13 protein-coding genes are annotated in these 12,739 nt (G+C 43.2%); 8 read left to right on the forward strand and 5 right to left on the reverse strand.

What is annotated here, in order from left to right; all coding sequences use genetic code 11:
* The first annotated feature begins 114 nt into the window (after nt 1-114).
* The 3 genes from ACFQ3Q_RS03805 to ACFQ3Q_RS03815 are packed head-to-tail and all read left to right on the forward strand — an operon-like array spanning nt 115 to nt 5,558.
* On the forward strand, nt 115-501 hold the full coding sequence (locus tag ACFQ3Q_RS03805; RefSeq protein ID WP_380743080.1) for a hypothetical protein: 387 nt from the start codon (nt 115-117) through the stop codon (nt 499-501).
* Between the two features lie 15 nt (nt 502-516).
* Complete coding sequence (ppsA, locus tag ACFQ3Q_RS03810; protein ID WP_380743082.1) at nt 517-2,892, forward strand: phosphoenolpyruvate synthase; 2,376 nt, start codon at nt 517-519, stop codon at nt 2,890-2,892.
* A 20-nt stretch (nt 2,893-2,912) separates the two neighbouring features.
* Complete coding sequence (locus tag ACFQ3Q_RS03815; RefSeq protein ID WP_380743084.1) at nt 2,913-5,558, forward strand: cation-translocating P-type ATPase; 2,646 nt, start codon at nt 2,913-2,915, stop codon at nt 5,556-5,558.
* Here the strand turns inward: ACFQ3Q_RS03815 and ACFQ3Q_RS03820 are convergent, their stop codons facing one another.
* Nucleotides 5,559-6,320, reverse strand: coding sequence for an SDR family NAD(P)-dependent oxidoreductase (locus ACFQ3Q_RS03820; RefSeq protein WP_380743085.1), 762 nt, complete (start codon nt 6,318-6,320; stop codon nt 5,559-5,561). It lies immediately after the preceding gene.
* A gap of 255 nt (nt 6,321-6,575) precedes the next feature.
* Here ACFQ3Q_RS03820 and ACFQ3Q_RS03825 point away from each other — a divergent pair, with 255 nt between their 5' ends.
* The gene (locus tag ACFQ3Q_RS03825; protein WP_380743087.1) at nt 6,576-7,082 is read left to right on the forward strand and encodes a nicotinate-nucleotide adenylyltransferase; all 507 of its coding nucleotides are present in this window, start codon (nt 6,576-6,578) and stop codon (nt 7,080-7,082) included.
* A 60-nt stretch (nt 7,083-7,142) separates the two neighbouring features.
* On the opposite strand, the gene ACFQ3Q_RS03830 is transcribed toward ACFQ3Q_RS03825, so the two are convergent.
* Nucleotides 7,143-7,769, reverse strand: a complete 627-nt coding sequence (locus tag ACFQ3Q_RS03830) for a phosphoribosyltransferase (RefSeq protein ID WP_380743088.1) — start codon at nt 7,767-7,769, stop codon at nt 7,143-7,145.
* 1 nt (nt 7,770) lies between these two features.
* Nucleotides 7,771-8,400 (reverse strand): dienelactone hydrolase family protein, encoded by a 630-nt coding sequence (locus ACFQ3Q_RS03835; RefSeq protein ID WP_380743090.1) that lies wholly within the window; start codon nt 8,398-8,400, stop codon nt 7,771-7,773.
* A 226-nt stretch (nt 8,401-8,626) separates the two neighbouring features.
* Between ACFQ3Q_RS03835 and ACFQ3Q_RS03840 the strand changes: the two genes are divergently transcribed.
* A complete protein-coding gene (locus ACFQ3Q_RS03840) occupies nt 8,627-9,082 on the forward strand; it encodes a hypothetical protein (protein ID WP_380743092.1) in 456 nt (151 codons plus the stop codon).
* 89 nt (nt 9,083-9,171) lie between these two features.
* Here ACFQ3Q_RS03840 and ACFQ3Q_RS03845 read toward each other — a convergent pair whose 3' ends face one another.
* Nucleotides 9,172-9,609, reverse strand: a complete 438-nt coding sequence (locus ACFQ3Q_RS03845) for a hypothetical protein (protein ID WP_380743094.1) — start codon at nt 9,607-9,609, stop codon at nt 9,172-9,174.
* A 124-nt stretch (nt 9,610-9,733) separates the two neighbouring features.
* Here ACFQ3Q_RS03845 and ACFQ3Q_RS03850 point away from each other — a divergent pair, with 124 nt between their 5' ends.
* Nucleotides 9,734-10,033, forward strand: coding sequence for an HPF/RaiA family ribosome-associated protein (locus ACFQ3Q_RS03850; protein WP_380743096.1), 300 nt, complete (start codon nt 9,734-9,736; stop codon nt 10,031-10,033).
* 87 nt (nt 10,034-10,120) lie between these two features.
* Here the strand turns inward: ACFQ3Q_RS03850 and ACFQ3Q_RS03855 are convergent, their stop codons facing one another.
* Nucleotides 10,121-10,618, reverse strand: a complete 498-nt coding sequence (locus ACFQ3Q_RS03855; protein ID WP_380743098.1) for a DUF456 domain-containing protein — start codon at nt 10,616-10,618, stop codon at nt 10,121-10,123.
* Between the two features lie 147 nt (nt 10,619-10,765).
* Between ACFQ3Q_RS03855 and ACFQ3Q_RS03860 the strand changes: the two genes are divergently transcribed.
* Together ACFQ3Q_RS03860 and ACFQ3Q_RS03865 are read left to right on the forward strand one after the other, a co-directional pair.
* Nucleotides 10,766-11,128, forward strand: coding sequence for a BlaI/MecI/CopY family transcriptional regulator (locus ACFQ3Q_RS03860; RefSeq protein WP_380745586.1), 363 nt, complete (start codon nt 10,766-10,768; stop codon nt 11,126-11,128).
* The gene (locus ACFQ3Q_RS03865; protein WP_380743100.1) at nt 11,128-12,555 is read left to right on the forward strand and encodes a M56 family metallopeptidase; all 1,428 of its coding nucleotides are present in this window, start codon (nt 11,128-11,130) and stop codon (nt 12,553-12,555) included. The genes ACFQ3Q_RS03860 and ACFQ3Q_RS03865 overlap by 1 nt, the downstream gene beginning before the upstream one ends.
* The last annotated feature ends 184 nt before the right edge of the window (nt 12,556-12,739 follow it).

The raw sequence follows: 12,739 nt of genomic DNA on the forward strand, positions 1-12,739 counted from the left end.
CTTGTTTTAGTTAAAACCAGCTGAAAATGAAGCTTTTGCTTATGATATTTATCATATTTAAAAAGGATGGGAGCCTTTAAATTTGAAAGACAGACCTGTAAAAATCATTTCCTGATGGAAGCATCATTATTTTTAGCGAAATTCTGGGGTTGGTACCTGCTCATCTTCTTCTTCATACTGAGCTTTAATCCGGTACGTATCAAACAGATCTTTGAAGATCTCCGCGACCAGAAATTTCTCATCCTTGCATCCTTTTTAGCCATTGTCGTCGGTCTTCTCAGTGTTCTTTTTCATAATATCTGGGAGCCCGACTGGAGGTTTATTATTACCGCTTTAGGGTGGCTGTCTTTGTTTATAGGTCTAGCCCTTTTTATTTTTCCCGGAAGGACCACCTCCAAGCTACAGGTAATTAAGGTGCAATATATACAGGTCCTGTATGTGCTGCTTTTCCTTACCGGAATGTTTTTACTGAATATGGGCTATCAGTTATTGATGTATTAAAATAAAAAGGAAAGAATGGAAGCATTGGTCAGGAAATTCAAGGAAATCAGTATTCAGGATATCCCTGAAGTGGGAGGTAAGAATGCTTCCCTGGGCGAAATGTTCAATGAGCTTTCTGCGGAAGGGGTGCGGGTTCCCGATGGATTCGCCACTACTTCTGTTGCTTTCCGAAACTTTTTGAAGGAGAACGAAATTGATGAAGAATTAAAGTCTTTGCTGAAAGAGCTTGACAGGAAAACATATTCCAATCTCGGACAAATTGGGGCTCGAGCAAGACAGCTTATCAAAGAAGCGATATTTTCAGAAGAGTTTATATCTGAAATACTGCGGGCCTATAAAGAACTTGGGAAGACTAAAGAAATAGAGGTAGCCGTGCGAAGCAGTGCTACGGCTGAAGACCTTCCGCAGGCCAGTTTTGCAGGCCAACACGATACATTTCTTAATGTACGTGGAGAAAAAGCCCTGCTGGAAGCAGTAAAAAACTGCTTTGCTTCTCTTTATACGGACAGGGCTGTAAAATACAGGGAAGATAAGGGTTTTAAGTACGAAGAGGTCGCACTTTCGGTGGGTGTGCAAAAAATGGTGAGGGCAGATCAGGGCTGTTCGGGCATAGGTTTTACCCTTGAGCCGGAGTCCGGATTTACTAATATTATTCACCTCTCCGGGGTTTGGGGGCTCGGTGAGAATATTGTTCAGGGGGCGGTGAACCCTGACGAATTCTATGTTTTTAAACCTACCCTGGAAAAGGGAAAGAACGCGGTGATTCAGAAGAAACTTGGAAGTAAGGAAAAGACTATGGTTTATGCCGAGTCTCACGGGCATTCGGCAACGGTTAATATAGACACCCCCATTGCAAAGCAGGACGAATTTGTTCTAAGCACTCAGGAAATATTAACCCTGGCAAAGTGGGCTATGGAGATAGAAAGACATTATGGCAAGCCTATGGATATAGAATGGGCTAAAGACGGAATCAGCGATAAACTCTATATCACCCAGGCCAGGCCGGAAACCGTTCACCACGCGAAAAGAGCTAATGTTTTTTATGAATATAAGCTTAGGGAAAAAAGTGAGATCCTTGCTTCGGGAAATGCCATAGGTTCAGGTATCGCAACAGGCACAGCAAGGCTGCTGGACTCCCCAAGGGATGCCGGAAAGCTGAAAGAAGGGGATATTCTGGTCACCGAAACCACGAGCCCGGACTGGGATCCTCTGCTCAAAAAAGTAGGTGCTGTAATTACCGACAAGGGTGGCCGCACCAGTCACGCAGCCATAGTTGCCCGGGAACTGGGAGTACCGGCAGTGGTAGGCTGTCATACCGCAACCCGCAATATTAAAGACGGAGACGTGATTACCCCCTCCTGTGCCGGCGGAGGAACAGGCCTGGTATACCGCGGTGAACTTAAATTCGATAAAACCGAGATAGATCTCGGCAAGATCGACCTTCCAAAGACCGAAATGAAGTTCATACTTTCAGATCCTGAAAGGGCTTTTCAGTTGTCCTTTTATCCGCATAAGGGAATTGGCCTCTTGCGAATGGAGTTCATCATCACGCACTTGGTAAAGATCCATCCTATGGCGTTGGTGAAATTTGATGAAATTCATGATGAGCTTGTAAAAAAGACCATTGAAGAACTTACCGAATTCTATCCTGATAAGCAGGAATATTTTATTGACCGGCTGGCACAAGGGGTTGCGCTTATGGCAGCCGCTTTTTATCCCGAAGAAGTGATCCTTCGTCTTAGCGATTTTAAGACCAATGAATATGCTAACCTCATAGGTGGAATTCAGTTCGAGCCGCAGGAGGAAAATCCTATGCTGGGTTTCCGGGGAGCGTCCAGATATTACAGTGCGCTGTATAAGGAAGGCTTTGCGCTGGAGTGTAAAGCCATTAAAAGACTAAGGGATGAGATGGGGCTTACCAACATCAAGGTAATGATCCCGTTTTGCCGTACCCTGGAGGAGGGAAAGAAGGTTCTTGAAACTATGGAAAGCTTCGGTTTGAAAAGAGGAGAGAATGGTCTGGAGGTCTATATGATGGTAGAGATCCCTTCTAATGTGATCCTTCTGGAAGAATTCGCCAGGATCTTTGACGGATTCTCCATAGGCTCTAATGACCTAACACAACTCACCCTTGGGGTTGACCGGGACTCGGAATTGATTTCTTCTATTTTTGATGAAAATAACGCTGCAGCAAAAAAAATGATCGCCCTGGCCATAGAAAAGGCCAATAAGGCCGGAAAGAAGATCGGTTTGTGCGGACAGGCACCCAGCGATTTCCCCGATTTTGCTTCCTTCCTGGTGAACTCGGGGATAGATAGTATTTCTTTTAACCCCGATGCTTTTCTCAAAGGAATTGAGAATACCAAAAAAGCTGAAACTCAAAAGAAATAACCCAGTAATCCCTTTGTATTATGCTTAAAGAGGTGCATCATATATCTCCGGAAGAAGTTATTTCTAACTTGGGAAGTAATGTGCGTAGTGGGCTGTCTTCAGAAGAAGCACGAAAAAGGCTGGAGGAGTTTGGAGAGAACAGGCTGAAGCGGGCAAAACCAAAGAGCGTATGGCATATTTTTCTGGAGCAATTTCTGGATCCCGTGATCTATATTCTGGGGGTGGCAATGATCCTGGCCTTTGTCTTTCAGGACTGGCTGGAGGGCTTTGCCGTTCTGGTGGTTATCCTTATTACTGCTCTTATAGGATTTTACATGGAATGGCAGGCGTTGAGGTCGGTAGAGGCGCTTCAGAAGCTGGTACAAAACCTTGCGCAGGTTGTTCGGGACGGGAAGGAAACATATCTGAACGTTTTTTTCGTGGTTCCCGGCGATATTATTATCCTGGAAGCCGGAGATGTGGTTCCGGCAGACGCCCGTGTGGTTGAAAGCCAAAGCCTGGCGCTTAAAGAGTCTATACTTACCGGGGAAAGCAATCAGGTGGAAAAGACAGTAGAGAAGCTTCCGGAAAACACTCCCCTGGCAGATAGGGGGAATATGGTTTTTAAGGGGACCATTGTAACCCGCGGAAGCGGGAAAGCGGTAGTGACTGCCACGGGAGATCACAGTAATATTGGGCAGATAAGCAGCCTTACCCGGGAAGCCGATAAGGAAAGCACGCCATTGGAAAAAAAGCTTAGTAAGCTTAGTCAGTGGCTTATCTGGTTAACGCTAATCCTTGCCGGGCTTATTGCTGTTAGCGGTTACCTGCAGGGGAAAGATCTTATTTTGATGGTTAAGACCGGAATAGCGCTTGCCGTTGCTGCCATTCCTGAAGGCCTGCCTATAGTGGCCACTATTTCTCTGGCTCGCGGAATGCTCAAACTTTCCAGGAGAAAAGTCGTGATAAAGAAACTCGAGGCCGTACAGACCCTTGGGGAAACCGGGATCATTTGTACCGACAAGACGGGAACCCTTACCGAAAACCGGATGTCTGTCCATAATCTTGTTTTTGCAGACCTTGAGGTTAACCTAGGAGAAGCAGACAATGGGAATTTACCAGAGGAAATAAGGGAAAGTAAAGCCTTTCAGAAGTTCATCCACGTGGGGGTACTGTGCAATAACAGTAAGGTTTCTGAGGAGAAAATGAACGGTGATGCCATAGAGATTGCTCTTTTGGAGTATGCTGAAAATGAAAATTTCAAGATTAATCAGATCCGGGAAAAGCACCCTAAGCTCGTTGAGATCCCTTTTGATGCAGAACATAAGAGGATGGCTACTCTTAATAAAGATGAAGAAGGTTTTATTGTGTGTGTTAAAGGAGCATTGGAGAGCCTGCTCGATTCCTGTGAATTTGAACTTCGTGAAGACGGGGTAAAGACATTTGCCAATAAAGGGTACTGGAAGGAAAAAGCAGATGAAATAGCCGGAGAAGGAATGAGGGTCCTTGCTTTTGCTTACCGTTTAACCAAAGAGAAACCTGATTTTGACAGATTGATAGAAGACCTGGTTTTTATTGGTATAACAGGTTTTTTAGATCCTCCGCGAAAAGACATCAGAGCGGCCATAGAAACTTACAACGATGCAGGAATTAAGGTGGTGATGATCACCGGAGACCATCCTGATACCGCAAGGAAGATAGGGGAAGAGATAGGGATGCTGAAGGAGAATGATGGCGAAAGCCAGGTTATTCACGGGAAAGACCTTAAGGATCTTTCGAATCTAAGCCCTGAAAGGACTAAACAATTACTGGAAGCCGGAATCTTCGCACGGATGACCCCTAAGCAAAAGCTGGACCTTGTAGGCTTTTACCAGAAAAACAATGCTATAGTGGGAATGCTTGGAGATGGTGTAAACGATGCTCCTGCCTTGAAAAAGGCCGATATAGGAATCGCAATGGGGATCAGAGGTACGGAGGCCGCTAAAGAAGTGGCGGATGTGATCCTGATGGATGATAAATTTACTTCTACAGAACTGGCCATACGCCAAGGGCGTACCATATTTGGCAATATCAGGCAATTCGTGGTCTACCTTTTGTCCTGCAACCTTGCCGAGATTATTTCGGTGGCAGCAGCATCCATATCCAACCTTCCGCTACCGCTTTTACCTCTTCAGATCCTCTTTCTTAACCTGGTGACCGATGTCTTTCCCGCCCTGGCGCTGGGAATGGGGAAAGGGGAAAAAGGAGTGATGGAGCAGCCCCCCAGAAACCCCAAAGAGCCCATAGTAACCAAAAGGTTGTGGAGGTCTACGGTGATCTACGGCGTTGGAATCACGGCAGCCGTTATAGGTATTAGTATCTATGCCGAAAGTTACCTTGGTCTTCCGGAGACTGAGGTGAACAATATGGCTTTTTACACCCTGATTCTCGGGCAGCTGTTAAACGTCTTTAATGTTCCTGCCAGAAATGAGTCTTTTTTCAGAAATGAAGTAACCCGGAATCGTTGGGTTTGGGCGGCAATTGTATTTTCTATGGTTGTGATCGTATTGTCATATAATATCCCTGTAATGAGGGAAGTGCTTTCCCTGGTTCCGCTTACTATAAATGAAATTTTCCTTGTGGCTTTGTTTGGCCTTGGATCCCTTCTGCTTACCCAGCTCATTAAAAGATTGGGAGGAACGGTCTGATTACACAATGCTCATACCTCCATCTATAACCTGGGTAGTTCCGGTAATATACTTGCTCTCGTCTGAAGCAAGGAACAGCGCAAGTTCTCCAACTTCAACAGATTCGGCGTAGCGTTTAAATGGAACCATATTGGTGAAATTTTGTTGGGCATCACCGGGTTCATCGGGGGAGATCTGCGATTCGATGGAACGCATCATCCGGTTATCTACCGGGCCCGGGTGAATACTGTTCACCCTTATCTTTTTGTCGGCATATTCTAAGGCAGCTGTACGCATTAGACCGGTAACCCCATGTTTACTGGCAACATATGCCCCCAGACCGCTAAAGCCTTTAAGCCCGGCAACAGAACTGGTGATAATGGCACTGCCACCGGGAGTCATTTTTGGAATCCCAAGCTGGCATCCCAGCCAGACTCCTTTAAGGTTAACAGCAATAACCCTGTCAAATTCCTTTTCAGGATAACCGGCTATTGGACTAAATACGCCTTCTATACCTGCGTTCATAAAAAAGATATCTATCCTGCTGAACTTTAAAAGACAGGTGCGTATATATTTTTCGGTGTCTTCGGCATTGGAGACATCTGCCGCTATTATTGCAAGCTTAGGGCTTTTCATTTCCTTTTCGACCTCTTTCAGATCTTTTTCATTTTTGTCTACCAAGAGAACCCAGGCTCCTTCATTAAGAAAAATGCGGGCTGTGGCCTTTCCTATTCCTCCGGCTCCCCCGGTGATGATGGCGACCTTGTCTTTTAACCTTTCCATGATATTCGGTATTAAGGATTATAACTAAATTTAAAAGTGGTTGTAATTAAGAGATTCGGGATTTACAGAACCTAAATTTAGGTTATGCGGCCTTCTAATAAAATGAGAATTATCAGGATATATACTTGGGAGAAACTTATGGAGCAGTAGGGAATTGCCGTAATTTCAAACTGATATAAATCATTTTTTAAAAATCTTTGATTCAGTACTTTAGAGTGTAATTAAAAAAATTACGGTAAACCAAAATATAAAGTCATGAAAAAGTTAATGCTTAGTTTGCTGGTTTTGGGGTTAGGTATGCAAGTTTGGGCTCAGGAACCCCAAGTTGAAGAATTATCGGAAGTTAGAATTAAAGTTGCCGATTATAAGTACCTGGATAAAACCAATGCTCAGGAAGTATCTGTTCCCGTAAAGATGTTAAGGGAAGAGGTAGCAAAATTTGATGTAAAGAATTCAGCTTATTATCAGGATGACTATGATCTTTATCAGATCTCGTTCTATATTCCTGAAGGAAGAATTCTTGCAGCCTACGATCAGGAAGGCAATCTTTTGAAAACCGTTGAAAGATTTAAGGATGTTGCCCTTCCTAAGACCGTGACAAAAGCTGTTGCGAGTAAATATCCAAAATGGTCAATTTCCAAGGATGTCTATCTTGTGAATTATGAGGCCGATGAAGGGGCCAAGAAAAAATACAGACTTCGGCTTGAAAACGGAGGTAAACGTATTTGGGTAAAAACAGATGAAAACGGAAACTTCTATTAATTGATATGATGATTTTCATTTAAAAAACCGCCATTAAAGCGGTTTTTTTATTGGCAGAGCTTAATCTTTATTGGCCTCTTCCAGAATCCTTATTGCTTCTTCATCTGAAACAGCCTGAAAGTCTTTGTAAAACTGCCCCACGGCATAGAAATTATAGGGCGTCTGCAGGCAGATCACATCATCTACATTCTTATTGCTCCAGAGATTTTCAATACTGTCTGGCGGAGCAACAGGAACGGCCACTACAATTGCTGCGGGAGTTTTGGCTGCGGCGAACTCTACTGTTGCCAGGATGGTGCTCCCGGTAGCAATCCCGTCATCTGTGATGATCACTACTTTGCCTTTCAGGTCTTTTGCCCTGAATTTTCCGTGATAATGTTCATCCCTGGTTTTTAACAGTTCTCTAATCCTTTCGGTCTCTTTTTCAATATACTCCTGAGAGGCTTCACCGCGACCTGTAAGATAGATGTCTTCCAGGCTCACTGCCCCAATAGCATATTCTTTATTGCCCGGATGACCTATTTTTTTGGTCAGGACCACATCCAGAGGTGCATGTAAAGATTTGGCAATGATTGCCCCCAGAGGTAATCCGCCTCTCGGAATAGCCAGCACCACTGCGTCTTTACCTTTGTACTTGCTTAGTGCTTCGGCAAGCTGTTTCCCTGCTTGTTTTCTGTTCTCAAACATTTTATCTAAGGTTTCTTTGGAACCAGTCTAATGCCAGTTGTGAAACTTCTTCAAGTTTTCCAGGTTCTTCGAATAAATGTGTGGCCCCGGGAATGATTTTCAATTCCTTTTCACAGGTAAGCTCCTTCAGTGCAATCTCATTGAGGGTTATCACAGCAAGATCTTCTCCGCCAACTATAAGCAAAGTGGGCGCTGTTACAGCGGAAAGATCCTCTTCGGCCAGATCGGGCCTTCCGCCTCGTGAAACCACAGCCCTGATTTCCTCTCCCATTTTTGCTGCGGCCCTTAGGGCTGAAGCGGCTCCGGTACTCGAGCCAAAATATCCCGGTAAAAGATCTTTGGTATCATCCCTGTTTTTAAGCCACCTGGTGACCGCGATTAGGCGTTTTGTAAGAAGGCTGATGTCGAACCGGTTTTCGTAGATCTTATCTTCCTCTATGGTAAGCAGGTCAAATAACAGGGTTGCCAGCCCGTTCTTTCTTAAGAAGTCTGCTACCTGATTGTTCCTTACACTGTATCGGCTGCTTCCGCTTCCGTGAGAGAAAAGGACTATTCCTTTAGCGTTTTCCGGAACCGCTAAGAAGCCGTATAGATTTACTTTTTTCAGAGCAATAATGATCTCTTTTTCCATAAATGTGCGATTGAGAAGGATTATAATGAACCTAAGCAGGAAAATTTCAGGAAAGAAGAATGGGGGAAGCTTTAAATTACTTAAATTTATTGTAATTCAGTAACTTACGGTTGTGTTTTTATATGAAATTTAACCAGAGCCAATAAACGAGGGGGAACTGACTGAAATCATTTTTTTCGGCCGGCTTTAAAAGTACTTTTAGGTATTAATTTTAATGAATTGGGTTATGAGCGTTTTTAGAGAAAGACCGAAAGGTGCATATATTAAGGAAGCTAACCTGGAAGAACTTTATGTGCTTACCAGCCACTGGAAACAGGATCTTGAATTTTATAAAAATGACCTGTTGTTTCAGAAACGGCTTATTGATAAATATTTTATCTGGATCACCCGGGATGACAATCTTGAGGCCGTTGAGAATATCGTGAAGAATATAAGGGCATCTCAGGCCGTTTGTAAAGATCTTTTGAAACAGGTGAAACTACATTTATCTGCCATAGGAAAACTTCTGGAAGATAAGGACAGTGCCGATACCAAGGCATTCAGGATTGAGCACGAAAGCCTGGAAGATAAGATCGCTGCCTTTATCAAAAGCTTCCGTAAGAATAAGAAAGAAGTATTTAAGATAACCGAGATGGTTATAGACAGTGAACAACTGGCCAATGTGGTCAATAAAACTCAGTGAAGTTTAAAGACTTCGTGAGGGTTCCGGGACAGAATATAAATTTAAAATCGATAGATTTCATAAAAATTCTGTCCCGAAATTATCACATACTAATTAGAAGCCTTAGTGGTATCGGTCATTGTACCTTTTTCACGCATTCTTTTTCTTAACATCTGTTCACATTCCTCATTCATCATTTCCCGCTTTTTCATCATTTGCAGCATATCGCTCATTGCGGTGGTATCATCCATCATCATATTCATCATATTTCTGCGCATTTTAGGCCGTTCCATAAAATTTCGCATTCCTTTTCCTCCCATCATAGAATCCATCATTCCCCGGTGTTGTCTCATGTTCATCATAGCACCCTGATTCTCGTGCATTTGATCCATAAATTCAATGAAATACTCTTCATTATTGATAATTTCCTCATAAAGCTCGGCACGGTCCTCAGCTTCGGTAGGTATTCCGTTTACTTTTTTTTCCATTTCACAGCTCAGAAGCAGGAAAAATCCGGTGATCAATAAGATCAGATTTAAACTTTTCATCATCCTTTTGTTTTTGGTTATTCCTTTAAATTTAAAGGGAATAAAGACTCATTCATATGATATTGCTCATATTTAAAACCGGGGCTTGGAAGTACCTTTGAGGTATAATTCAAAATATATACATATGACCTCAAATATTCAATATGTGAAAATGCCCACCAGCGAGGCAATGTCACAATACGTCTCTGAAAAACTTAACAAATTAGCCGATAAATACGGGTGGATTATTAATGCGGATGTTTTTTTTAAGCTCGAGAATGATCCTGCCGGAAATGGAAAAATATGCGAAATTGAATTAAGTGCACCGGGTCCAAAACTGTTTGCACAATCTAAAGAAAACAATTTCGAACTGGCCGCAAAAAAGACGGTCTCCGAACTGGAAATACAGCTTAAAAAGCGCAAAGCCATATTGAGGTCTCATTAGTCTGAATTTGTCGCCCCAAACAATATTCAGGAGTTTCTTATTCGGATTCCCGGTTTTAAGCCTGCCCTTATACGGCGGGCTTATTTTTTAGAAAATGATCAGGTGGTATTCCCAGGCTTTATAAACGAACAGAAGCAGGAAGGCGAAGGCCACCAGGAATTCCATAAAACTTGATGCCAGCAATCCTACAAAGGAACCGAAGGCTGCTTTGACCGCCGATTTTGAGTCACTTCGGTTAATGATCTCTCCGATAAAAGCTCCCAGAAAGGTGCCGATAATAATTCCGAAGGGAATTGGGGTTAGCAAACCTATTACCAGGCCTAAGGTTGCGCCTATCATTCCTTTTCGACTCCCCCCGTAACGTTTTGTACCCATAGCCGGGATAAAAAGATTAAGGATATAAATAAGCGCTGCTATAATCAGAGTGATACCTAAAAACCAATAATCGGTAGGGAGTCCGGGGATAAAATACAGCACCAATAGTCCCGCCCAGCTAAGCGGTACTCCCGGTAATACCGGCAATATGCTTCCTATAATTCCTAAGATGACTAAAAAAGCGGCAAGACAAAAAATGAGTATTTCCATATCTGAAATATAAAGAAACTTTCGGGCCTGACGAAGCCTCGTTTTCCCGGGGCGGAAAAACATTATTAACTAAAAAATTAGTTTAAACTAAATATTTAGTTTAAATTAGCTCCTGAATAAGACTGAATTATGGGAGATCAAATAGAAATAAAACAACTCACTAAGGCCGAAGAGGAGATCATGCATATCCTTTGGGATCTGAGAGAAGCCAATGTTGCAGGGATCATAGAAGTAATGCCTGAACCGAAGCCGGCGTATAATACGGTTTCTACCATTGTAAGAATTCTGGAAACGAAGGAATTTGTAGATCACAGGAAAAAAGGGAAAGGGTATATCTACTTTCCGCTGGTGGAAAAAGAGGCTTATAGCAATCAGAGTATGAACAAGCTCATAAATAACTACTTCAATGGCTCTTTTAAAAGCATGCTTTCCTTTTTTATGAAGAAGAACGAGATGGATACCAAAGATCTTGAAGCCATCCTGAAGGAGATCAACAAAAAAGATTCGTAATGCTACAGTATATTTTACATTTCATCTTATTTCAGCTGGGGTTCTTGCTCATCTATGAGCTGCTTTTGAAAAAAGAGACTTTTTTTAGTTACAACCGTTGGTATTTACTGGTCACCCCGGTTCTGGCAATGCTGTTACCCCTGCTAAAATTTGAAAGCCTGGGAACTATGGTGCCGGAAGATACCCGGGTAATGCTGCCCACAGTTTACCTGGGGCAGGCAATGGAACCGGTTGCCGGAACAGGAGAGCCTACAGGCTTTCCCTTCAGTTTATGGCTGGGTGTCTATACGGCAGGTTTTTTTGTGAGTTTGCTCTTTTTCTTCAGAAAATACCTCGGCTTAAAGAAGCTTTTTAGTCTTGGCAAAAATGCCGAAGGGAAGCAGGTCAGGATCGTCAGGATTCCGTCTTCCCGAATAGCCTGTACCTTTTATAATACCGTTTTCCTGGGGGACCAGCTGGGAGAAGAAGAAGCCAGGCAGATCCTCTCTCACGAAATGGTGCACGTAAGGCAAAAACACAGCCTGGACCTGGTCTATTTTGAGGTTCTGAAGATAATTTTCTGGTTCAACCCGCTGGTGTATCTCTACCAGTCACGAATTGCCACGGTGCACGAGTTCATCGCCGATGCCGATGTGGTAAAGACCACCGAGAAGAAGGCTTATTTTCAGCAATTGCTGAATACAAGCTTCAGTACCCGGAATATTTCATTCATCAATCAATTTTTTAATCATTCATTAATCAAAAAACGAATACTTATGTTACAAAAATCAAGATCCAAAGCAATTTCAAAATTCAAGTACCTTATCCTCGTACCGGTGATGCTCATTATGCTCACCTACGTGGCCTGTTCTGAAGAAAAGCCGGTTCAGGAGCCTGAAAATTCTTCGCAGAGTGATCAGTATGAGAACCTGATAAACTCTATAGACAGCCGGGCCGACTTCTCTGAAGAACAGAAGGAATACTATAAGGAAATGGTGAACGAGGAGATGAACAGCCTGGAAGATAAGATCCTTAGGGGTGCAGAGCCGGCACCACCACCGGCCCCTGTGCAGCAGATGGATAACGGGGCATTTCCTTTTGCGGCCATAGACCAGGTGCCATTGTTTCCCGGTTGTGAACAACTGAAATCCAATGAGGCTCAAAAGAAATGTATGAGCGATAAAATTTCAGGATTCGTGAACAGCAATTTTGATGTTAAAGGAATGAAAGCTTATGCAAAGCCCGGAGTGAACAGGGTGGTTGTAAAATTCAGGATAGACGAACAGGGTAATATTACGGATTTGGCATCGCGGGCTGCCGTTCCTCAGCTGGCAGAAGAGGCGGAAAGGGTGGTTAACGCTTTACCGCAAATGCAGCCCGGCGAGCAGAACGGCCAGAAGGTAAGCGTTATGTACAGTTTACCAATCGTGTTTAAAAATGGCGAGTAGAATTATTTACTGAATTTACTATTTATCGCCGTACTTAAAGCCGAAGCCTGGACTTCGGCTTTTGCTTTTTCACCTCTTCGCAATTCCTTTACTGAGAATTAGCCGCGGGTCTTTCTTTTAATTTCCACTTTTTTTCCTAAGCTGCTTAATTTCACTATTTTTGGAGACCGAAAGTCCCGAATGA

The organism is Salegentibacter chungangensis (assembly GCF_042678405.1).
Lineage (GTDB): Bacteria > Bacteroidota > Bacteroidia > Flavobacteriales > Flavobacteriaceae > Salegentibacter_A > Salegentibacter_A chungangensis.